22 protein-coding genes and 1 pseudogene are annotated in these 21,154 nt (G+C 37.1%); 11 read left to right on the top strand and 12 right to left on the bottom strand.

Features of this window, described 5'->3' with window-relative positions; all coding sequences use genetic code 11:
- Window positions 1-73: 73 nt before the first annotated feature.
- The 8 genes from Q0017_RS02865 to Q0017_RS02830 all read right to left on the bottom strand — a co-directional run bounded on the left by Q0017_RS02865 (window position 74) and on the right by Q0017_RS02830 (window position 4,728).
- Window positions 74-574, bottom strand: coding sequence for an SDR family NAD(P)-dependent oxidoreductase (locus Q0017_RS02865; RefSeq protein WP_298142400.1), 501 nt, complete (start codon window positions 572-574; stop codon window positions 74-76).
- A 65-nt stretch (window positions 575-639) separates the two neighbouring features.
- Window positions 640-1,260, bottom strand: coding sequence for a methyltransferase domain-containing protein (locus tag Q0017_RS02860; RefSeq protein WP_298142397.1), 621 nt, complete (start codon window positions 1,258-1,260; stop codon window positions 640-642).
- A 24-nt stretch (window positions 1,261-1,284) separates the two neighbouring features.
- Window positions 1,285-1,620, bottom strand: a complete 336-nt coding sequence (locus tag Q0017_RS02855; protein ID WP_198488226.1) for a carboxymuconolactone decarboxylase family protein — start codon at window positions 1,618-1,620, stop codon at window positions 1,285-1,287.
- Window positions 1,621-1,675: 55 nt separating this feature from the next.
- On the bottom strand, window positions 1,676-2,071 hold the full coding sequence (locus tag Q0017_RS02850) for a rhodanese-like domain-containing protein (protein ID WP_087553662.1): 396 nt from the start codon (window positions 2,069-2,071) through the stop codon (window positions 1,676-1,678).
- 100 nt (window positions 2,072-2,171) lie between these two features.
- On the bottom strand, window positions 2,172-2,954 hold the full coding sequence (locus Q0017_RS02845) for a sulfite exporter TauE/SafE family protein (protein WP_298142390.1): 783 nt from the start codon (window positions 2,952-2,954) through the stop codon (window positions 2,172-2,174).
- A gap of 65 nt (window positions 2,955-3,019) precedes the next feature.
- Entirely contained in the window at window positions 3,020-3,892 is an 873-nt protein-coding gene (locus Q0017_RS02840; protein ID WP_298142388.1) for an MBL fold metallo-hydrolase, read from the bottom strand.
- 2 nt (window positions 3,893-3,894) lie between these two features.
- A complete protein-coding gene (locus Q0017_RS02835; RefSeq protein ID WP_298142385.1) occupies window positions 3,895-4,311 on the bottom strand; it encodes a DUF6691 family protein in 417 nt (138 codons plus the stop codon).
- Window positions 4,312-4,728, bottom strand: coding sequence for a YeeE/YedE thiosulfate transporter family protein (locus Q0017_RS02830; RefSeq protein WP_111861124.1), 417 nt, complete (start codon window positions 4,726-4,728; stop codon window positions 4,312-4,314). It lies immediately after the preceding gene.
- Between the two features lie 111 nt (window positions 4,729-4,839).
- Between Q0017_RS02830 and Q0017_RS02825 the strand changes: the two genes are divergently transcribed.
- Window positions 4,840-5,166, top strand: coding sequence for a metalloregulator ArsR/SmtB family transcription factor (locus Q0017_RS02825; protein ID WP_111861125.1), 327 nt, complete (start codon window positions 4,840-4,842; stop codon window positions 5,164-5,166).
- A gap of 91 nt (window positions 5,167-5,257) precedes the next feature.
- On the opposite strand, the gene zigA is transcribed toward Q0017_RS02825, so the two are convergent.
- From zigA to Q0017_RS02810, 3 genes are read right to left on the bottom strand one after another with little or no spacing between them, the layout of a single operon-like run.
- Entirely contained in the window at window positions 5,258-6,490 is a 1,233-nt protein-coding gene (gene zigA, locus Q0017_RS02820; protein ID WP_298142380.1) for a zinc metallochaperone GTPase ZigA, read from the bottom strand.
- Window positions 6,483-6,914, bottom strand: coding sequence for a Fur family transcriptional regulator (locus tag Q0017_RS02815; RefSeq protein WP_298142378.1), 432 nt, complete (start codon window positions 6,912-6,914; stop codon window positions 6,483-6,485). Before Q0017_RS02815 ends, zigA begins: the two co-directional genes overlap by 8 nt.
- Window positions 6,907-7,653, bottom strand: a complete 747-nt coding sequence (locus Q0017_RS02810) for a D-Ala-D-Ala carboxypeptidase family metallohydrolase (RefSeq protein WP_298142375.1) — start codon at window positions 7,651-7,653, stop codon at window positions 6,907-6,909. The genes Q0017_RS02815 and Q0017_RS02810 overlap by 8 nt, the downstream gene beginning before the upstream one ends.
- Before the next feature lie 190 nt (window positions 7,654-7,843).
- Here Q0017_RS02810 and cysS point away from each other — a divergent pair, with 190 nt between their 5' ends.
- The 10 genes and pseudogenes from cysS (at window position 7,844) to Q0017_RS02760 (ending at window position 20,491) form a co-directional block, all read left to right on the top strand.
- Window positions 7,844-9,277 (top strand): cysteine--tRNA ligase, encoded by a 1,434-nt coding sequence (gene cysS, locus Q0017_RS02805; RefSeq protein WP_298142373.1) that lies wholly within the window; start codon window positions 7,844-7,846, stop codon window positions 9,275-9,277.
- Window positions 9,278-9,338: 61 nt separating this feature from the next.
- The gene (gene fur / locus Q0017_RS02800) at window positions 9,339-9,755 is read left to right on the top strand and encodes a ferric iron uptake transcriptional regulator (protein WP_298142372.1); all 417 of its coding nucleotides are present in this window, start codon (window positions 9,339-9,341) and stop codon (window positions 9,753-9,755) included.
- Between the two features lie 101 nt (window positions 9,756-9,856).
- Window positions 9,857-10,762 carry a GTP cyclohydrolase FolE2 gene (folE2, locus tag Q0017_RS02795; RefSeq protein ID WP_067670061.1) on the top strand — a complete coding sequence of 302 codons (906 nt, stop codon included), beginning with the start codon at window positions 9,857-9,859 and terminating at the stop codon, window positions 10,760-10,762.
- Complete coding sequence (gene hisI / locus Q0017_RS02790; protein ID WP_067670086.1) at window positions 10,756-11,175, top strand: phosphoribosyl-AMP cyclohydrolase; 420 nt, start codon at window positions 10,756-10,758, stop codon at window positions 11,173-11,175. The genes folE2 and hisI overlap by 7 nt, the downstream gene beginning before the upstream one ends.
- A 29-nt stretch (window positions 11,176-11,204) precedes the next feature.
- On the top strand, window positions 11,205-11,765 hold the full coding sequence (locus tag Q0017_RS02785) for a carbonate dehydratase (RefSeq protein ID WP_067670059.1): 561 nt from the start codon (window positions 11,205-11,207) through the stop codon (window positions 11,763-11,765).
- Window positions 11,755-13,110, top strand: a complete 1,356-nt coding sequence (locus tag Q0017_RS02780) for a dihydroorotase (protein ID WP_298142365.1) — start codon at window positions 11,755-11,757, stop codon at window positions 13,108-13,110. Before Q0017_RS02785 ends, Q0017_RS02780 begins: the two co-directional genes overlap by 11 nt.
- 36 nt (window positions 13,111-13,146) lie before the next feature.
- A complete protein-coding gene (gene thrS, locus Q0017_RS02775; RefSeq protein ID WP_298142363.1) occupies window positions 13,147-15,057 on the top strand; it encodes a threonine--tRNA ligase in 1,911 nt (636 codons plus the stop codon).
- A gap of 11 nt (window positions 15,058-15,068) precedes the next feature.
- A pseudogene (gene mrdA / locus Q0017_RS02770) lies at window positions 15,069-16,892 on the top strand (penicillin-binding protein 2); the annotation flags it as partial.
- 481 nt (window positions 16,893-17,373) lie between these two features.
- A complete protein-coding gene (locus tag Q0017_RS02765) occupies window positions 17,374-18,906 on the top strand; it encodes a TnsD family Tn7-like transposition protein (protein ID WP_298142361.1) in 1,533 nt (510 codons plus the stop codon).
- Window positions 18,890-20,491: a Tn7-like element transposition protein TnsE gene (locus Q0017_RS02760; protein WP_298142359.1), complete on the top strand. Its 1,602-nt coding sequence runs from the start codon at window positions 18,890-18,892 to the stop codon at window positions 20,489-20,491. Before Q0017_RS02765 ends, Q0017_RS02760 begins: the two co-directional genes overlap by 17 nt.
- Before the next feature lie 60 nt (window positions 20,492-20,551).
- On the opposite strand, the gene Q0017_RS02755 is transcribed toward Q0017_RS02760, so the two are convergent.
- A complete protein-coding gene (locus Q0017_RS02755; protein WP_038350079.1) occupies window positions 20,552-21,028 on the bottom strand; it encodes a hypothetical protein in 477 nt (158 codons plus the stop codon).
- Between the last annotated feature and the right edge of the window lie 126 nt (window positions 21,029-21,154).

The following is a 21,154-nucleotide window of genomic DNA, read 5'->3' as shown; positions in this document are numbered from 1 at the left end:
ACTATGATAAGATTAACCCGTTAGGTCAGGTGGCCTAACTTAAATAAAAAGTCTCCGACAAACCCGGTACGGTTCAACCAGTCACACCATGCTTCGCTGCAACATATCCTGAAATGTTCTTTGTCCCGACTAAACCTAAGATTGATGCGGTATTAACAATTGCTCCACCACCTGACTTAAGTATTGCTGGAATCTGATAATGCAGCCCATAGAAAACAGCATTCAAATTAATATCGATGACTCTACGCCAAGCGTCAATACTCAACTCAGCAATCGGATTGACTTCACCTAAAATACCCGCATTATTAAATGCTAAATGCAGAGCCCCAAAGCTTTCCACGGCAAACTCAACAGCTTGCTTCATTTCTTCTGGATGAGATGTATCTGTTTTATTAGCAACAGCATGGCCGCCAGCAGCTATAATTTCAGCTGCAACTTTCTCAGCCGCATCAAGATTAATATCTGAAACAACAACTTTTGCCCCTTGTTGAGCAAGAAGCAGCGCTGTACTTCGCCCAATACCCGAACCTGCACCTGTAACTAAAGCCACTTTATTATTAAAACGTGTTGACATCGTAAACCTCTCTTTTTTATAAAATGAGCATGTGAGCCATACTCGTGCTTGAAACGTTTTAGACCCTATTTCTGCACTTGAATTGCAAATTGAACTACATGACATTTTCCGTTATGTAACTTGCCTTCATGACGTTCTTGTTCTCCCACATAAAAATGATAAAGATGATCATTTTTAAATACTGAAAGAAACGACATTGGATCGTACAAATAGTTAATATCTTTCGGACCACCGGTTTGATAATCAATCTGCTCTTTAGAATAAAGCTCTCCAATAAACCAGCCATTGTTTGTCAATGCTTGACGTATCCCAGTGAGAACATTGAATTGAGTATTTTCGTCAAAATGCCCATACACACACATCACATTTTGATAACACTCTCTTGGCCATTCGACATCATTAAGATCAATATTTCTCAGTGTGAAGTCAAAACCAGCTTGTTGGGCTTTTGCAGATAAGTGCTGCAAAGCAACTTTTGAGTAATCCCATATTTCTGCTGAAAATGAATCATTTTGCTGTTTCGCTTTATCAGCCAGATAAAGGATATTCCGCCCCTCACCCTCTGCTATAGCAAGAGTTTTTCCCACAACTGGAACCTGATCTGCTATCTGTTGAATAAAATGATTGGGCAAAATGCCGTACAGATCCTGTGTTTGCGAATAAATATTATCCCAATGCTGATTCATATCGTTTCCCAATGATTGAAAAAATTAAGCTGTAAACTCTTTAAATGCTTCCAATGCATTAGCGGCATACATCAATGAAGGACCTCCCCCCATATAAACTGCAACTCCAAGCACTTCTTCCAACTCTTGTAATGTCATCCCCAATTTGACTAGAGTTCTGACATGAAAACCGATACAGCCATCACATCGTGCTGCAACACCAATCGCTAAGGCAATCAGTTCTTTGGTTTTAGGATCAATAACACCATCTCGCATTGCAACTTGTGACAATTGATTAAAACTTTTCATTAAATCAGGAGAATCCTGTGCTAATGTTTTTAAACTGCCTGAAATATTTTGAGTTAATTCTTTGTACTTCATAATTTTCTCACTTGGATATCTATAAACTTAGATTAGACTTAAAATAGGAATCTGGTTATTTCTCTACTGGATAACCCTGCTCTAGCCATGCTTGAAATCCACCCTGAACAGATTTCACCTGAGTAAACCCCATATTCTGTAAAGTATCTGTAGCCAGAGCTGATCGACCACCCGTCCCACAAATCAAATAAATCGGCTGATCTTTAAGATGTTCTAGTGCTTGCAGGGTATCGCAATGATGGCTCGCCACAGGATGCTGGTGAATTCTCATTTCTAAAACACCACGGGGATAATTCACGGCCCGGTCTATCGTTGCCGCCTGAAATTCATCCGGTTCCCGAACATCAATCAGAATGGTTTTATGGTTTTTCATGGCTTCAAGTAAGTCTGCGACAGTCACTTCTTGAATTCGGTTTTTTGCCATTGAAATTAATTGTTCTGCTGTTTTCATTACTCTTCACCTCTTCCGGTCTATAGAAATCTGGTCTCTGATTAAATATTCATGTCTTTAAAATGCAGTTTTTAAATTTGGCTCTAATCTCTTGCTTGTATTAAGTTATGATGACTGTAGAAATTAAATAAAATGCTACGCTTATGACAGTTATGGCAAAAACCTTTTGGATTTGACTATTCTTAACTAAAGGCATCAAACTTCGACCAAGCAACATCCCGGCCATGCAAGCTAAAACGAAAGTCAGCGTGACCGAAACGGGGTATTGAAAACCATCTAAAATATGAGCTGAAATGCTGACACCACCTATCAGGAAAATAATCATCAACGAGGTCGCAACAATACTGCGCATATCAAGATCAGTTACTTTACTCAGTGCTGGAACAATCACGAATCCCCCACCTACCCCAAGCAAACCAGTCAATAAACCTGCCACAACACCAATGGCGCCGAGAGACAATGCAGTTTTCATGTTCCAAATCAGACGACCAGTTGTTTGGTTAACTTTACACAGCACACCTGTATGGTCATTCACTTTTTTAAAAAAAATCCGGTAAGCAACCACGAGCATGACTAAACTGAATGCCAAGGTAAGCCATACAGGAGAAATTATTCCTCCCAGATGCACACCATAGCGTGCTGAAGGAATGCTAATCAGTGCAATCCAAAGCGCAGCCCGATAGCGTACTATTTTCTTAAATAAGCCTTCAAATGTTCCAACCAAGGCAGATAAAGTGACTGCAAGCAAGCCAACAGGTGCAGCTTGTGCGACCGTCCATCCTTGACTTGCCATCAGTGCGGGTACGGCCAGAATGCCACCACCAGCACCAGTTAACCCAAGCAAACCACCGATGGCCAGTCCTTCAAGTATTAGCATCCACATCGCTACTGCCCCCCTCTATTACCAAACCAATTAAACAAAATTTGTTGTTTAATCTTAAAATTTGCCTATTTGAAGTAATTCAGTGGAAGTTTTAAATAAGAAATACCATTCTCTTCGGGTTCAGGGAATTGTCCTGCTTTCATATTGATCTGTATCGAAGGTAAAATCAGTTTGGGCATACTTAAACCCGCATCGCGCTTATTACGCATTTCAACAAAATCATCTTTGGTCGTACCATCGTGAATATGGATATTCTGATTTTTTTGAGTCTGAATATCCGTTTCACACATATAGGTATCGCGCTTTTCTGGCAAATAATCATGGCAGAGAAATACACGTGTTTTCTCAGGCAGTTGATACAAACTTTGTATTGAATCAAAAAGGATTGATGCGCTTCCCTTCGGGAAATCACAACGCGCTGTTCCATAATCTGGCATGAATAAGGTATCACCCACAAACACGGCATCACCGATGACATAACTTAAGCAGGCTGGCGTATGTCCAGGAGTAGGGATGTTATATGCTTCGATTGAACCAATTAGAAATTGCTCATGATCATCAAACAAATAATCAAATAATTGTTGGGTATTCCACTGTTTGATATCCAAATGATAAATCGCAGCAAAGGTCTCTTGTACCGCAGCAATCCTCTGACTCATGGCGATTTTTCCGCCTAATTCGGTTTTGAGATATTGTGCAGCAGTTAAATGATCGGCATGAACATGGGTTTCTAAAATCCACCCAACTGTTAAACCCTGTGCTTTGACATAGGTAATAATCTGATCGGCATGTGTGGTAAAAGTTGTGGCTGATGCAGCATCATAGTCCAGCACACTGTCAATAATTGCACATGAATTGGTAGCCGGATCACTCACCACGTAACTTAAAGTGTTCGTATCTTCATGAAAAAAATATTTTACAACAGGGGAGTTTGACATGATTAAGCTCCTGTCCACTTACGGTGAAGCAAGATGCCTGCAAGCATCGCGACAATAAAATACAGAACCTGATAATGCCCAAGACCAATCAAGGTAAAACTGGGTGCAGGACATATCCCAGCAATCCCCCAACCAATACCAAATAAAAGACTGCCCGAGATCAATTTAGGATCAATTTTATGATTGCCTGGTAATTCAATTGGTTCATTAAATACGGTTTTGGGTGCTTTACTTCGCACTGCTTTTTGAAAAGGAATAATTGCAATCATAATCGCCCCAATCATTACAAAAGCTAGGCTTGCATCCCAATCACCAAACAAATCTAAGAAGTTTAGAACTTTTTCTGGATTGGACATCCCCGAAAGCATCAAACCTATAGAAAATAAACCGCCGAAAATGAAAGCAAGAAAATTCTTCATTTAGAAAGCTCCTGTGACATGGCGAATCATGTAAACCGTAACAAATCCAGCGAACATAAAACTCATGGTGGCTAGAATAGAACGTTTAGATAAGCGGCTGATTCCACAAATGCCATGACCACTGGTACAGCCTGAACCTAGGCGTGTCCCAAAACCCACCAATAGTCCAGCAATGATCATCATCAACGGACTGGCATTCAATTCAATTTCTGGCTGAACAAATCGCCCATAAATGAAGGGTATAATGATCAAACCTGACATAAACCAAATAGCAGGTGTCTTAAATATCGTTTGAGGATTTAGAATTTGTGCAACTAATCCACTAATTCCAGCAATACGACCATGTACATATAGGTAGCCAACTACAGCTGCACCTAGCAATAATCCACCCATAAAGGAAATCAAATAGTCATACATACAATTCAAATTACGCCAAACAATATACTTATTAATATTATATAATTAAATAATATACAAGTATTACTTTATTTTTTTGTATAATAATAAGATGATTTTTAGGATACGCTTATGAAAACCAATGAATTAAAAATGAAAATAGATCTTTCAAAAGTCGACCTTGTCACTGATTGTCTAAAAGTCTTATCGAATCCTGATCGTCTTAAAATTTTATGTGTCTTAATTGATGGTGAGCTGAATGTTCAACAAATTGAAAAAACCGCTCAGGTATACCAACCAACATTATCACAACAACTAACGATACTCAGAAAAAGTAAAATGGTATCGACACGCCGCGAAGGCAAACAAATCTTTTATCAATTTAGTGATATGAGAATATTACAAATCATGCAGACCCTATACGGCTTATATTGTATGAATGACATGGACTCGGACTAGAAATGTTAACTGCCTAAAAATATTTCACATTTGGAATAACAGACTCTTTTGCTCACTTTTCAAGCAAAAAAAGTCTGTTACTTTTTTCAAATCAATTATCTGAAGATTGCTCTAAGTTCTCCCACTCAGGAAATGGATTAACCATAAGCTTCCACTGCTCAGGTCCTCCAGCCATTTCCACATCCGTCAGTAAACATTGGTCAAACTGTTGGATTAAACCCTGTTCATCCATATCCATTCCAATCATTACAATTTCCTGTCGTGCATCCCCAGTAAGCTCATCCCAATTTCTGATGATTTCATCACGGCTTTGCTGATCCTCTGGCCAATGCTCGTCAGGAACCGTTGCCCACCAATAGCCGGCAACACCATGTCTAGCCATTGCACCCGCTTGTGACCAAGAAGCAGCAAACTCAGGGTTTGAAGCCAACCAAAAATAGCCTTTCGAACGAACCACACCTTTCCATTCGGAATTGATGAAATCATAAAAACGTTGTGGATGAAACGGACGTCTCGCACGATATACAAAACTTTTAATCCCATATTCTTCTGTTTCAGGTGTGTGTTCACCACGCAATTCTTTCAGCCAACCTGGAGCTTGAGAAGCTTCGTTAAAATCAAAAAGCCCTGTATTTAAAACTTTATCTAAATTGACTTTACCAAATTCAGAAATTTCAATTTTTGCTCGTGGGTTAAGTTTATTTAAAATTGCAAATAAACGTTGTTTATCATCCTCATTGATCAGATCTACTTTATTTAAAATGATGACATCACAAAACTCAATTTGATCAATCAACAGGTCAACCACAGTACGCTCATCTTGTTCACCCAACGACTCTCCGCGTTGTTGCAAACTATCATACGAGCTGTAATCTTTTAAAAAATTAAAGGCATCTACAACCGTCACCATGGTATCAAGTCGTGCAAACTCATTCAGTGACACACCATTTTCATCTTCAAAAGTAAAAGTTTCTGCTACGGGCAATGGCTCAGAAATTCCCGTTGACTCAATGACTAATTGATCAAAACGATACTCTTGAGCGAGGCGACGAACTTCTACCAGTAAATCTTCCCGCAAAGTACAGCAGATACAACCATTACTCATTTCTACCAGTTTTTCATCAGTACGGGAAAGTTCTGCACCACCATCTCGTACTAAAGCAGCATCAATATTTACCTCCGACATATCATTAACAATGACCGCGATACGACGACCTTCGCGGTTATTTAAAATATGATTGAGTAACGTCGTCTTACCTGCACCGAGGAATCCCGACAGCACAGTTACAGGTAATTTGGCTGGAGTGGCTAAAGAATTATCCATTGGCTTTCTCACTTATCTTAATAAAAGGCTTGTTACGTTTGGAAAAACATAAAGCACATTGACCTAATAGCTCTAAACAATGATGCTTAGGACTAAAATCCTGATGAACAAGTGATTGTTCAATCACTTGAGTAAACTGAGGTGAATCAATAATTTGAACTGTCTGACACTCTGTACAAATAGTGACGAGTAAGTAATTTTGTTTATTTTTCAATTCATACGCTAAATATTTATTCAATGTATCAAGTCTAAGTATTAAGCCATAGCCTGACAGTTTTTTTAAAATACGGTAAATTTGTACTGGAGATTGCAAGCCGTAAGGTTTTACCTTTTCTAATAAAGCATAAGCACTTATTGCCTTCTGCTCATTTTGCAAAATTGTTAATACCCTTTGCTGTATCGCACTAAGTTTTAATTCACTCATCTACATTTCCTTTATCATTTCGATTAGACAAAAGCTGAGTGATACAGGGAGATGAGGTACTTTTATGATCGGGTCCCCATGTGCGATATCCAGCACTATCAATATGAATTTGACCAGAAGCATAGACTCCGAGTCCCATATTCAAGCGATCACCATTTTTGACCCAAAATTGACACAAATTTGTTTTTGTTTGCTGAATCATTGTAAGTTCTTCTAGTATTGGCTGTTCTGGACCAATCCTAAAATCAAGTGCAGCATTAAAAACATGTTTGGAAGAATCTGCTCCTTTCGCACAGCGATTTAGGGCAGAGTTACGGTAAACAGAAGTGACTGTAAAATCATCAATCACATTGTCATTAATTAATTCCTTCAAAATATTTAAAGTCGGTACGATATTGTTCCAAATTTCTTGCGGTGGAATTTCATATTCTGATGCATGGCAGTTTTGCCAATCTCGTGCTGTTTGAAATAGTTCAAATTCAGGTACAACACCCAGTAAATTATATTTTTTTAAAAATGTTTGATAACGATTCACTTGAGCTTTATGTGAAGGTTGCGAAATCCAATGCTGATACTCTATTGGGGCAATTTTTGGATACGATCGTTTCGGCTGTACAGATTTACGTTTTACATTGTTATGTTGTCCCGAAGCATTTGATGAGTAAATCAATTGCCCCGTTTGTTTCTGACTGCATGCTGTAAGACAGAACAATAAACCAATAATTAAAAAATGTTTCATAGCCACTTATTTCAATCTCGAATCTTAAAACGCCTAATGGGCAATTTTAATAAGTTTGCCACCTATAATGTAATGTTATAACATAACTTAAATATTTAAAAGTTCTTCTTTATCTCAAATTCAAAGAAGAACATTGGTTTTTGATTTGATTATGTCGTGCAATTTATAGAGCGTTAATTAGGAAAAAATAATGTCTGATTTGTATGTTTATAACGCTGAAACTCGCTCAAAAGAGCACTTTGAGCCCATCGTAGCAAACGAGATCAAGCTCTATGTCTGTGGAATCACCGTTTATGACTACTGTCATATTGGACATGCCAGAACCATGATTGCATTTGATTTGATTGTGCGTTTTTTAAGATCACAGGGCTGGAAAGTAAAATACATTCGTAATATTACAGATATCGATGACAAGATTATTCATAAAGCACAAGACAACCATGAATCCATCGGCGAATTGACGGATCGCTTTATTCAGGCAATGCATGAAGATTTTCAGACATTAGGCTGCCTTTCTCCAGATGCCGAGCCTAAAGCAACCGATTCAATTCAGGATATCCAACGAATCATTCAAACCTTAATCGAGAAAAAATACGCCTACCAAATAGCAAATGGTGATATTTATTTTTCCATTGAAAGCTATCCTGACTATGGGCGATTATCTGGTCGAAAATTAGCAGATATGCAAGCAGGCGCTAGCCAACGTGTCAGTTTAGAAACAGAAAAACATCATCCTTTTGATTTTGTACTCTGGAAGGCATCAAAACCCAATGAACCTTTTTGGCAATCGCCTTGGGGAAATGGGCGACCAGGTTGGCATATTGAATGTTCGGCAATGTCAATGTGTCATCTTGGCAACCATTTCGATATTCATGGCGGTGGGGGTGATTTAATTTTCCCACATCATGAAAATGAAATTGCGCAGAGTGAAGCTGCAACTGGAGAAAAATATGTGAATTACTGGTTGCATACAGGCTTCATCAATGTCAATGGAGAAAAAATGTCGAAATCATTAGGTAATTTTCTCACCATCCGCGATGCATTCAAGTCTTATCATCCTGAAGTCATTCGCTTATTAATGATTAGTTCTCATTATCGGAGTCCTATTGATTTCTCTGATCATATTTTAAAAGACACACAAAAAGTATTATCTCGATTCTATCAAGCAATTTACCACGCACAACCTTTTATCACATCAAAAGATGATGCTATTAAAACAGAACTAAACAGTAATCCTTTTATACAAAAATTTAATCAAGCCATGAACGATGACTTTAATACTCCAGAAGCTTTAGTTGTTTGTTTTGACTTATTGAAGCAGCTGAACATAGCCTTAAAAGAAGAGAACCAAGAAAACGTTATTAAAAATTATCAGTTACTTCTTTGGATTGGCAATATTCTAAATATTTTTCAGTATGATCCTGAGAAAATATTAAAGCACTCAGCTAGTGAACAAGATTCTCCCCTTTCCGAGCAGGAAATCCAAGAAGCGATTCTGGCAAGAAATAAAGCACGAACCAATAAACAATATGCTTTAGCAGATCAAATTCGACAGAAATTACTTAAAAGTGGCATCCTTTTAGAGGATACCCAGACACAAACAATTTGGAGACTCAATCAATAATGAATGATGTTTACTTATTAAGATTCATCCTCCCCATCTTTATCAAATACGGATTACACATATGGCAATTAGCAATCAAGACCTGAGAAAAGCAGGACTAAAAGTCACTCTTCCGCGAATAAAAATTTTAGAAATATTGGAAAACTCAATTCCTCACCATCTGAGTGCGGAGGATATTTATAAAAAACTATTGGAGCAAGATGAGGATGTTGGACTAGCAACGGTCTATCGTGTCTTAACTCAATTTGAAATGGCAGGTATTATTCAACGCCATAACTTTGATCACAATCATGCTGTATTTGAGATAAAGCAAGATACTTCGCACGATCATCTTGTCTGTCAAGAAACAAACCAAATCATTGAGTTTAAGAATGAGGAAATTGAAAAATTACTTCTAGATATTGCAACAAAGCATGATTTTCAACTCACAGGACATTCTCTGATCTTATTTGAATATTGTAGAAATTCAACTCAGTAAAATAAAAATCGACTATTTATCAGTTCTTATCAAAAGCATACTAGAAACAATATCTGTTAAATGTTATGTTATAACATAACATTTAACACTTACTTTCAATTATGAATGCCTTGCAGCTCCCAGATGTCTCATCTGAACCTTTTCTGAATATGCATGCCTATCCTCTCGATTGGGTCGGAATGGAGAATATCGCCTTACCTATTCAAATTCAAAATACACTGTGCGCAAGTAAAGTGAATGCCTATGTTAGCTTAGATGATCCTCAGGCTAAAGGCATTCATATGTCTAGACTGTATACTCGACTGTTGGAACTCCATGCCCTACCTGACCTAACTTTAAGTAAAATTTATCAAGCGCTTCAAGATTTTTTAGCGAGCCATACTGAGCTCTCTCAACAAGCCCGCCTTGATATTCAAGCGGAGTTTAATTTAGAACAACCTGCTTTAGTCAGCGCACTATCGGGCTGGAAAAGTTATCCATTTAACTTATCCTGTAAGTTAAGTGAGCATACTTTTGAAGCAGAATTAGCAATAGAAATCACCTATTCCTCAACGTGTCCTTGTTCTGCTGCTTTAGCACGCGACCTCATTCAAAAAAGCTTTCAAGATGCCATTGATACAAAAAAAATAAATCCACAAAACACCGATGAAGTTATGGCGTGGTTAGGTACAACAGATGCGATTGTAGCAACTCCACACAGCCAAAGAAGTTTTGCTCAGCTACGTTTTAAATTAGCCCCTTGTTTACAGTCCATTCCAATTCGGCAATTCATTTCACATGCAGAACAAGCCTTGACAACACCTGTTCAGACAGCTGTCAAACGCGTAGATGAGCAAGCATTCGCATTAGCAAATGGTCAAAATTTAATGTTCTGTGAAGATGCTTTACGCCGCTTATACCACGCATTTGTCAACTACTCAGGTATTTCAGGATTTAACTTCAAAGTCATCCATGCTGAAAGTTTACATGCTCACGATGCAGTCGCTCAGGGTTCATGGCAATGGTAGGTTCAACAGTTTTTCTAGACATTGAACAAGGAAAGATGGGGCAATGTTATGAACTGAAAAGCATTATTGATGCCATTCCCTGGAACAAGGATGGACTAATCACTGCCATTGCCCAAGATGGACAAAGTAAAGATGTCTTAATGCTTGCTTGGATTAACCGTGATGCACTACTTGAAACCCTAAATACAAGACAGGTTTGCTATTGGTCTCGCTCGCGGAAGTGCTTATGGCGTAAAGGCGAAAGTTCAGGACATCGTCAAAAACTCATTGAAGCCAGACTTGATTGTGACGGTGACAGCATCCTTTTTTTGGTCGAGCAAGCTGGACCAGCCTGCCACACTAATCGTCCCAGTTGTTTTTATCTTGGATTAAACACACAACACGCCACAATTTTAACTCAGCCCATCATTTAGCTAATTTATATAACATTGAAGACATTACCATGATTCGTAAAAATCCAACTGGTCATCTCCCTGTCATTGACCAAACCGCTTATATTGATCAGACCGCAATTATTTGTGGAAAAGTCATTATTGAAGCTAACGTATTTGTCGGTCCTTATGCGGTGATCCGTGCAGATGAAGTGGATGAAAATGGTGAGATGCAACCGATTATCATCGGTGAAAACTCGAATATTCAAGATGGTGTTGTCATTCATTCAAAAGCAGGTGCGCAAGTCACCATTGGGAAAAATTCATCGATTGCCCACCGTTCAATTATTCATGGTCCTTGTGTAATTGGTAATCATGTATTCGTTGGTTTTAACAGTGTCTTATTTAATTGTAAGGTCGGTGATCATAGTGCCGTCCGTCACAATGCCGTGGTCGATGGCCGAGATTTGCCTAAATCATTTTATGTCCCTGCGATGAGCTATATCAATGCCCGAACCGACTTAAGCCAGTACCCACCGATCGATATTTCTATCAGTGAATTTTCTGAAAGTGTGGTGAGCACCAATATTGAGTTAGTACAAGGTTATAAGGCATTACAAAATGAATTTTAGACAACTCCCAAATCTAATCATACGTAATGCGAATATGGTTAATGAGGGGCAGCAACAAATCGGTGATGTCCTTATTCAGCAAGGCCGTATTCGTAAAATACAATCTAATATAACGGGTATCCACAATGCCAAGAGCATCGAGGCTGATGGCGCATGGTTACTCCCAGGCATGATTGATGATCAAGTCCACTTCCGCGACCCAGGCTCACCACAAAAAGGGAGTTTTTCCTCAGAATCTTTGGCAGCCGCGATAGGTGGAATTACCAGCTTTATGGATATGCCCAATACCAATCCTGCTACATTGGACTTAACTGCACTACACGATAAAAAAGCAATTGCAGCTCAACATAGCATAGCCAATTATGCATTTCACTTTGGGGTAAGTGCACAAAATTTAGAGATTGTTGAAGCGCTTGATCCTAAATTGGTTAGCGGCGTGAAAGTTTTTATGGGAGCATCAACGGGTAATATGTTGGTTGATGATCCAAAAATTTTAGAGCGCTTATTTGCGAATGTGCCCACTATTTTATTAACACATTGCGAATCCACGCCCCGGATCAAACAGCTGGAAGAGTTTTATCGTGATAAATATGGCGAAGATATTCCAGCAAACTTACATCCTAAAATTAGGGATAAACAAGCCTGTTTTGAAAGCTCTCGATTAGCCATATCACTCGCTGAAGAATTTGGTACACAGCTACATATGTTGCATCTGACGACAGCAAAAGAGCTTTGCTTATTTAAAAATTTACCATTGGATAAAAAGCATATTACTGCTGAAGTATGTATACATCACTTAACTTTTGATGAGTCTGATTATGCAGATTTAGGACATTTAATTAAATGTAATCCAGCAATAAAAACTGCCAGTGACAAGCATACCCTCATTGATGCTGTCGCCAATAGTGAGCGTTTAGATATTATTGGCACAGACCATGCGCCGCACACTTGGCAAGAAAAACAGCAAACTTATTTTAATGCCCCTTCAGGGTTACCGCTAGTTCAGCATGCCTTACCCACATTATTAGAATTAGTAGCAGATCAAAAACTATCAATTGAAACGCTGGTACGAAAAACCTCTCATCAAGTTGCCGATTTATTCCGTATTAAAGATCGAGGCTATATCCGCGAAGGTTATTGGGCTGATTTAGTTCTCATCCGCGAAAATCAACAAAAACAATCTGTAGCTGAACAGACTAATTACATGCGTTGTGGCTGGACACCCTTCCAAGAAAAAACGTTCCGCTATCTGGTGGATACAACCATCATTTCTGGTCAACTCGCATGGCACCAACAGCAACCTTATCTTAACTGTCAGGGTCAAGCCTTAGAAATTGACCGCTAATCTGCAATAACCCAACCTGTATTTAGACGACTTTACATGAATATCCAGCTTAATTTCCTTGGTTCAACACAGCATCTTCAACTTGAGCAACCAATGTCGATTTTTGAAACCTTGTCCCGTTTCAAAATTCAAGGCTATAAAAAAGCTTTTCTCGCCCAAATTGATGCTCATTTCGTTGATTTGCATCATGTCATCCAACATGACTGTCACATCGAACTTTTCAGTTTGAACGATGACAATAATTTAAATCTACTACGACACTCCTATGCTTATTTATTAGCACAGGCTGTCCATCAGTTATACCCTGCTGCTCAACCTGTAGAATATCAAATTACCAATCAAGGTATTTATTATGATTTCGCCGATACGCCGCATTTTAATCAAGATGATTTACAACAAATTGAACTGAAAATGCATGAGTGGGTACAACAACATTTAGATATTCGCACTGAAAAGATTACAGCCGATCAAGCAGCTAATTTTTTTAAACAGCAAGATTTGGATTTTAAGTATCAATACTTAAAAAATACAAGTAACTCAAGCGACTTATTTTTCCATCAAAATAATGATTTCTCAGACGTTTACTTATATCCACTTGTTCCAAATACTGAATTTTTAGAATATTTTAAAGTGACTCATGTTTCTGGTGCATATTGGCAAGGCGACGCTACACAACCGATGTTACAGCGGATTTATGTCACATGTTGGGCTGACCAAAAACAATTAAAAAAACATTTAAAGCAAGTTGAAGAAGCAGCAAAACGAGATCATCGTAAATTAGCACAACAACTTGATTTACTACATTTTGATGATAAAGCACCAGGTGCCGTGTTCTGGCACGCGAAAGGATGGAAATTATTTCAGTTATTATCAGATTATTTACGCCAGCAACAAGATGATGCGGGTTATATTGAAGTTAATACTCCCGATGTCATGGATCGTGAACTTTGGGAAATTTCGGGACACTGGCAAAACTATCAGGAGCATATGTTTACCACCGTCACTGAAGATCAGCGAAGTTATGCACTTAAGCCTATGAGTTGTCCTGGCGCAGTTTGTCTATATGCACATGAATTAAGAAGTTATCGTGACTTACCATTACGTATGGCGGAATTTGGTAAAGTTCATCGCTATGAGCCATCTGGATCTTTACATGGATTAATGCGTGTTCGTCATTTTACCCAAGATGATGCCCATATTTTTTGTACTAACAGCCAGCTTTTATCTGAATGTAAAAATACAATTGCCCTCATTTATAAAATTTATGAGCAATTTGGCTTTAATGAAGTTTCGCTTAAATTATCGACAAGGCCTGATCATCGTGTCGGCACGGAAGAAATTTGGGATTTCTTAGAAAATACACTAAAACAATCTCTCGAACAGCTTAATATTCCTTATACATTAAATATCGGTGAAGGTGCATTTTATGGCCCTAAACTTGAATTTACCTTAAAAGATGCCATTGGTCGTGAATGGCAATGCGGAACAATTCAGGTTGATTTAAATTTACCAGAACGTTTTGATATTCATTACATTGATGAAAATAATGAAAAACAACGGCCTGTGATGTTGCACCGTGCTTTATTTGGATCTCTTGAGCGTTTTATTGGTATTTTGATCGAGCATTATATGGGGCACTTCCCATTTTGGCTTGCACCTGTCCAGATCGCAATTTTACCGATTACAGATGCACAACATGATTACGCCAAACAAGTCCAAGAATCACTTAAACAGAGTGGCTTTAGGGCAACATTAGATTTAAGTCAATCGAAATTGAACTATAAAATCCGTGAAAATACGCTACAAAAAATACCTTATCTGATCATTGTTGGGGAGCAAGAAAAGCAACAATCATCTGTTCGAATACGTGCGCAAAATGGGCAGGATTTGGGGGTTTTTCTAACTACAGATCTGCATGATTTTTTACTACTCAAGCACATTTTGTGACTTAATTGCTTATGTGGCATCAAACACATAATCAGGTTAAAAATTTACGGCAGGAAAAGAAGATTTTTAACCTGAGAATCTATTTTGCAATGGCTCTAGTGGGAATTTGTCTTGCTGTCTTGATCATTAGATATGGTTATTTGCAGCTCTATCAGCATCAACATTTTCAAACTATCTCAGAATCTAACAGAATTCGTTTACAGTCAATCCCACCTGCGAGAGGAAATATTTACGATCGTAATGGAATATTACTCGCCCATAATTATCCTATTTTTTCAATTACTGTAAATAAAGCTCAATATCCAAAAATTAACAATTTAATCAACAATTTACAACCAATATTAAATTTATCAGCAGAAGATATTGGACAAGTTCAAAAACGTTTTAAAGATGCACGAAAAACTGATCAAGTCACCATTAAATTCCATCTTACTGATGAAGATATTGCACGATTTAGTGAAGTTAAATATCAATTTCCTGATGTTGAAATTGCAACCCAAATGACACGAATTTATCCTTATGATGATTTATTTGCTCATTTAATTGGCTATGTGGGACGAATCAATGATAAAGAGCTAAAAGTTATTGATAAAGATAAATATGCAGGTACAAACCTGATTAGTAAAATCGGTATAGAAAAATTTTATGAACAACTTTTACATGGGCAAAAAGGTCATGAATCTGTTGAAGTCAATGTACATGGGACAGTTTTAAAACATTTAGAACATCAACCTGCAATTCGTGGCAATGATCTCTATCTTTCACTTGACTTTCATTTACAAAAGTTTGCATCGGAACAACTTGCACAGAAACGTGGAGCGATTATCGCCTTAGATCCTCGTAATGGTGAAGTACTGGCAATGGTATCTAGTCCAAGTTTTAATCCGAATTTATTTGTGATGGGTATTAGCCATAAAAATTATAACAATCTTAATGAGAATCTTGATCAACCATTATATAACCGAGCATTACAGGGGACTTATCCACCAGCATCAACAATTAAACCTATGGCTGGATTGGGCGGTATTCATTATGGCTATATTGACTGGAATACCAAAATTTTTGATCCTGGCTATTTCCAAATCCCTGGTGATAGTCATAAATTTCGTGATTGGAAAAAATCTGGCCATGGTATTGTCGATTTACATAAAGCGATCACACAGTCTAGTGATACCTATTTTTATATATTGTCTTATCAAATGGGTATCGACAATATGTACAAATGGATGACCCAGTTTGGCTTTGGTGAAAAAACAGGAATTGACTTACCTTATGAAGGTTCGGGATTATATCCATCACCCGAATGGAAAATGCGAACCCGTGGGACAAAATGGTTAATGGGTGAAACAATTTCCGTAAGTATTGGTCAGGGGGCATTTACCGCTACACCATTACAATTAGCCCTTTCGACAGCAATCGTTGCCAATTCTGGTAAGCATATTACCCCTCATTTACTTAAAGAAAGTAAAGGTTCAACACCCTACCCAATCCACCATGATACAGATGGTAAAATTCTCTTTAATGGCACCCCTAACGATTGGGTAAAAATGCATCACGCCATGATTGATGTGATTCAGTCTGGTACAGGTCAAGGTATCAAGTAGGGACTACAATATCAAATTGCAGGAAAAACAGGTACAGCCCAAGTTAAAAGTATTGCACAGGGCAAACACTACAATGAAGCCTTACTCAGTGGACGGCATTACGATCATGCTCTATTTATTGGCTTTGCTCCTGCGGATAACCCTCAAATTGTTCTTGCCATTATTTTAGAGAATGGACGCAGTGGTAGTGCTGCTGCCAAAGTTGCTCGTCCAATTTTTGATTATTGGCTGAAAGAAAGTATTCACTAACAAATGTCTGAAATATAATTTACTTATGAGCTTATAATATGACATTTATTGAAAAACAAGCCTATGCGTTATCAATTCCAAATCCTCCTTTAAGTAAAAAGCAGGGTTTTATAATCCTTATTTTTCATTAAATATCAATATTTTAAATTACATAAAAGACAGTTTGATCTTACTTATCAGTACGGGCCCTTGCTATAGAGATGGTCTTGAAGCATCGCTCTAACTTTATCGTGATGGATCATAGTTTAGTAGTAATTCTGCTGAAGGATTACCCCATGAGTCGTTTTATAATCGAGTTTGAAAGCCTTTTAAACGGTATTTACACAGATTTTAAAAAAGTCCATTTTGTGAATGCTTAATGTCATGTAAATTAATTTGGGGGCTTAGGAAGCTAAGCTAAAGAAATAAGTCTATTTCTGTTAAAACGCTATTTGAAAAATAAGCTGATACAATCATGATACATATGCATAACTTTCCATTACCACACCCCGATGAACTTCTATACAGCTCAATAGCACGGGCAGGTGTGTATCATGGCATTACCAGTCCTAAACAACTGTTGGATGAGGTTTTTGGTACTAGAGCTGTTATAGCAACGCTAGATTTACCCAGCCATGTCTCTAAAATTGCATATTTATTAAGAAAAACAAAACAATATTCAACTAATGATTTGATAAACCAAAATACCTTATTTCCACTGTATGCCCCATTTGTTCCACAAAAAATACGTAATAAAGCCATTAAACTGATGCAAGGTAAAACCAATGGTGCTCTACATACAATGTTTGGAGTTTCTGCATCAAGAATCAAGGCAATTCAGAATTTCCAAGTTTGTCCAAAATGTATTGAAATTCAAATACAGACTTATGGTGAAGCTTTTTGGAAAAGAAATTGGTTTATTCCTAACCTACCAATCTGTTTAGATCACGGACCATTAATTATTTATAAAGAAAAACCATCGGACTCTAGACATCATTTCCAACCCTTAATTGAATCAAACTTTTCAATAGAATCATTCAGCTCAGTCTTCCCTCAAGACTTCATTATGTCTTACCAAGTGCAAAAATTATTTAAGCTATCATCCTATCCATCTATTTCTTTTGAGCAATGGAGTCATTTTTACCATGGATTAGCACATGACTTTGGTTACACACGAGGAAAGCATATTAAACATGATGAAATTTTATCCTTAGTTTTACAACACTGGGGCAAAGAATATCTTCAAACTAAGAATTTACTCTGCCACCAAGGTGAAGAAAATTCCTGGTTAAAAAGCATATTCCGTAAGCATCGAAAAAGTTTTAGCTTCTTTGAACATCTATTGATTCATCAAACCTTTACTCCAAAGGAAAAATTAGAAGATATTTTTCATTACGTCCAAAATATTCAACCCGTTTTTATTGTTAAAACTAAACCTAACGAAGATACCCTAGATATAATTAAACGTGAACAACATAGAGAACAATGGCAACAGTTAGTTCTAGAAAATGGTATTAAAGCAAGTCGTTCCATACGAAATGGAGGCGCTATCTATGCATGGTTGTATCGCTATGATTATCAGTGGCTCCAGAGCTTTAACTCAGAACATCAAATAATCCAACAAGCACCTGAAACCCGAGTGGAATGGCCTCAACGTGATCGGGTATACGTAAAACTATTACTACGAATTGCACATCAATCTAAAGATGATCTAAGTACTCCGAGACATTCTGCAAACTGGTATCTTATGCAATTACCACAGCATTCAACAATAGAACATAATCTTAACAAGCTCCCATTAGTTAAACAATTTTTAGTGAAATATGTTGAAAGCATCACTGAATATCAACTACGGAGAGTCTGTGTAGCTGTTGAATTATTATCGTTAGATAATCAACAATTACACTTATGGCGAGTCTTCCGTTTAGCAGGACTCAGTAAAGAAAGAATAACTCCTGACGCCTCAAGAATTTTAGAATTATCTGGATTTTTTAAAACTGATGACAGCAAGAATTAATAATTTTGATCATAATGTAACAATTACTCATATTGGCGGACTTTTCAAAGGCTCAAGATCGAAGATATGGAGTATCAACCTTCAATGTTCACCAAAGCAGGAGAAAAAATTTACAAATTTCAGTAATTCCTCCATGCTAATCCGAGGTAAAAAGATAAATTGTAGTGAACGGCAATTATCTCAACCAAACCTAGCCATTACATTGACCAATCAAGATGTCCTTACTCCATCATACTTAAAAGACTTTAACGAATTATCGACTGATCCAAAACTTGCATATTTTGAAGGAATACAAACCAGCTTTGTCATTGAAAGACAGAATCAAGCCACAATTCATCTTCCTCAGCTTGAATTAGCTCGAACACTTTTTCTCATTAATTCTTATTTTTGTCGAGCAAGTCTCTCTACCACCACGATCCAACATGAGTTTGAAGTCATTCAAAATGATGAGGAAAACTTAATTGTTTTTCTAGAAAATAATACGATGCCTTTAAAATTAGTAAATCAGAAAGGAACCCAAATCCTACTTGCTTGGTTGCTACTTGATCCAAATGCAAAACAATCATTTGAAAGTATTTCGCGTTACTTTAACACTCAACTAAAAGATCAGAATGGGTGGAAAAAATGGATTTTCCAGTTTGACCCACCATCAATGAAAGGTTGGACATTACATTTCCGAGGACGATATAACACATCACGAGATGCTTTTCTTGTAGAAGAGATTGTTGGCATCGAAATTGATACTGATATTCCAACAAACATTACTTTTTCACATCCATCTTTCATTCAAATCAAGACTGAAGGACAACAATCAGGGCAAGGTTATAAACCAGAATATAGTGACTCCCTTGGCTCTACCATTGAGGATGATGCAACAGCTTCTATAGAACAAGGAATTCGAGTTTTAAATGCTAATGAATCTTGGGTAAGCTTCATTAAGCCATTAGAAATAACTAAGAAAGGTAAAATCAAAATTACTGGACAGAGAGCAAAAGATGATAGTAATGATGATGAGTCTGGCTCTGGGAATTTAGTCAGTACAGACGAGGCAAATAGTGCTGGAGATCTACCTGCTGCCGATGTTGGAGGCAAAAAAGATTACACAAATTATGATCAGAAATATGCTCAACGTTATAATGACTTCAATTCGTTGATTGAAATACTCCAGTCTGAGCATCAGTGCACACTATATGAGTCCATGACTCATGAGCTCATAAAAGTAGGACGTTCAGAATGTCATAAAATTGGTGACAATATACGACGAACAATTAAGTTTGTACATCTTGTTCAGAAAGGAAAAGATTTTCTACTTATCGAGTTAGATACATCAGATGGTATTAAGAGTATCTCAACTAAACTTATTCATCTCACAACCGATGATTGGAAATTTTATCTGGATGATATTAAAAAACACTTAGTTGCAAAATCATTGTCTTGGCCAAATGAACTATTTAATGATGTATTTGGAGAAAACTCTCATACATATATTATCCATCCACGATTTTCAGTACAAGAAAACTGCTCAATAGAATCAGTTAATAATTGGGCTATGAGAATCATGAATGGATTAAGAGATTTGACCTAAAACACTTAACTTATATTAAAATATTATTTAAAAAATATTAAACAATTAAATTAATGAAGATTATAGTACAATATAACCTATAATCTTCATGTAAAAAATTAAAACCCCTATGACACCAACCAATCCAGTGATAAAGAAAGTTGATCTAAACAATAAACCATACGTAATAATTTGATTAACAAAAGCTTTATTCTTATTGGCTCTTTCTAAATTAGCATCCTCATTACAGAATATCCCAATATCAATTGAAGAATTTCTTTCTAGTTTTTTAAAAACTTGCTCAGATTGCTTAATAAGAAAAGAGGTTCTTTGATCGAGCTTCCAAAAAACCACAGATACAACAATGATAAATATACTAATGAAAATACCCACATATGAAAATTTGTTTGAGGATTGAAGAATTACTCCAACAGCTGTACCCAAACCTGCCATAATAAAAAGAAAATAATTAAATAAGGTTATTCTCTGATTAGAATGTAATTCAAAATATTTCCAAGCATGCTCTACCGCCTGCTCAGAACTAATATTACTTGCCATAATTAATCAACCACTCAGAAAAATCGAATAAAATTTTACCACTACCCTTGCAATTAGAAACAGTCATCCCAACTAAAAAATTAGTTATATAAGTATGTAATAAACTCTTATATCAAACTACTAAAC

This window comes from uncultured Acinetobacter sp. (assembly GCF_947624825.1).
In the GTDB taxonomy this organism is placed as follows: Bacteria; Pseudomonadota; Gammaproteobacteria; order Pseudomonadales; family Moraxellaceae; genus Acinetobacter.
Note: the sequence above shows the minus strand (reverse complement) of the source record. Positions and strands in the feature narration are given on the sequence as shown.

Bases quoted from the DNA above. Each gene is read 5' to 3' on its own strand.
- Q0017_RS02810 (WP_298142375.1), bottom strand. From the start codon at position 7,653: ATGAAACATTTTTTAATTATTGGTTTATTGTTCTGTCTTACAGCATGC.
- Q0017_RS02760 (WP_298142359.1), top strand. From the start codon at position 18,890: ATGACAGCAAGAATTAATAATTTTGATCATAATGTAACAATTACTCAT.
- Q0017_RS02815 (WP_298142378.1), bottom strand. From the start codon at position 6,914: ATGAGTGAATTAAAACTTAGTGCGATACAGCAAAGGGTATTAACAATT.
- Q0017_RS02845 (WP_298142390.1), bottom strand. From the start codon at position 2,954: ATGTGGATGCTAATACTTGAAGGACTGGCCATCGGTGGTTTGCTTGGG.
- cysS (WP_298142373.1), top strand. From the start codon at position 7,844: ATGTCTGATTTGTATGTTTATAACGCTGAAACTCGCTCAAAAGAGCAC.
- hisI (WP_067670086.1), top strand. From the start codon at position 10,756: ATGGTAGGTTCAACAGTTTTTCTAGACATTGAACAAGGAAAGATGGGG.
- zigA (WP_298142380.1), bottom strand. From the start codon at position 6,490: ATGGATAATTCTTTAGCCACTCCAGCCAAATTACCTGTAACTGTGCTG.
- Q0017_RS02785 (WP_067670059.1), top strand. From the start codon at position 11,205: ATGATTCGTAAAAATCCAACTGGTCATCTCCCTGTCATTGACCAAACC.
- Q0017_RS02780 (WP_298142365.1), top strand. From the start codon at position 11,755: ATGAATTTTAGACAACTCCCAAATCTAATCATACGTAATGCGAATATG.
- Q0017_RS02855 (WP_198488226.1), bottom strand. From the start codon at position 1,620: ATGAAGTACAAAGAATTAACTCAAAATATTTCAGGCAGTTTAAAAACA.
- Q0017_RS02835 (WP_298142385.1), bottom strand. From the start codon at position 4,311: ATGAAGAATTTTCTTGCTTTCATTTTCGGCGGTTTATTTTCTATAGGT.
- Q0017_RS02865 (WP_298142400.1), bottom strand. From the start codon at position 574: ATGTCAACACGTTTTAATAATAAAGTGGCTTTAGTTACAGGTGCAGGT.
- Q0017_RS02765 (WP_298142361.1), top strand. From the start codon at position 17,374: ATGCATAACTTTCCATTACCACACCCCGATGAACTTCTATACAGCTCA.
- thrS (WP_298142363.1), top strand. From the start codon at position 13,147: ATGAATATCCAGCTTAATTTCCTTGGTTCAACACAGCATCTTCAACTT.
- Q0017_RS02840 (WP_298142388.1), bottom strand. From the start codon at position 3,892: ATGTCAAACTCCCCTGTTGTAAAATATTTTTTTCATGAAGATACGAAC.
- folE2 (WP_067670061.1), top strand. From the start codon at position 9,857: ATGAATGCCTTGCAGCTCCCAGATGTCTCATCTGAACCTTTTCTGAAT.
- fur (WP_298142372.1), top strand. From the start codon at position 9,339: ATGGCAATTAGCAATCAAGACCTGAGAAAAGCAGGACTAAAAGTCACT.
- Q0017_RS02860 (WP_298142397.1), bottom strand. From the start codon at position 1,260: ATGAATCAGCATTGGGATAATATTTATTCGCAAACACAGGATCTGTAC.
- Q0017_RS02850 (WP_087553662.1), bottom strand. From the start codon at position 2,071: ATGAAAACAGCAGAACAATTAATTTCAATGGCAAAAAACCGAATTCAA.
- Q0017_RS02755 (WP_038350079.1), bottom strand. From the start codon at position 21,028: ATGGCAAGTAATATTAGTTCTGAGCAGGCGGTAGAGCATGCTTGGAAA.
- Q0017_RS02825 (WP_111861125.1), top strand. From the start codon at position 4,840: ATGAAAACCAATGAATTAAAAATGAAAATAGATCTTTCAAAAGTCGAC.
- Q0017_RS02830 (WP_111861124.1), bottom strand. From the start codon at position 4,728: ATGTATGACTATTTGATTTCCTTTATGGGTGGATTATTGCTAGGTGCA.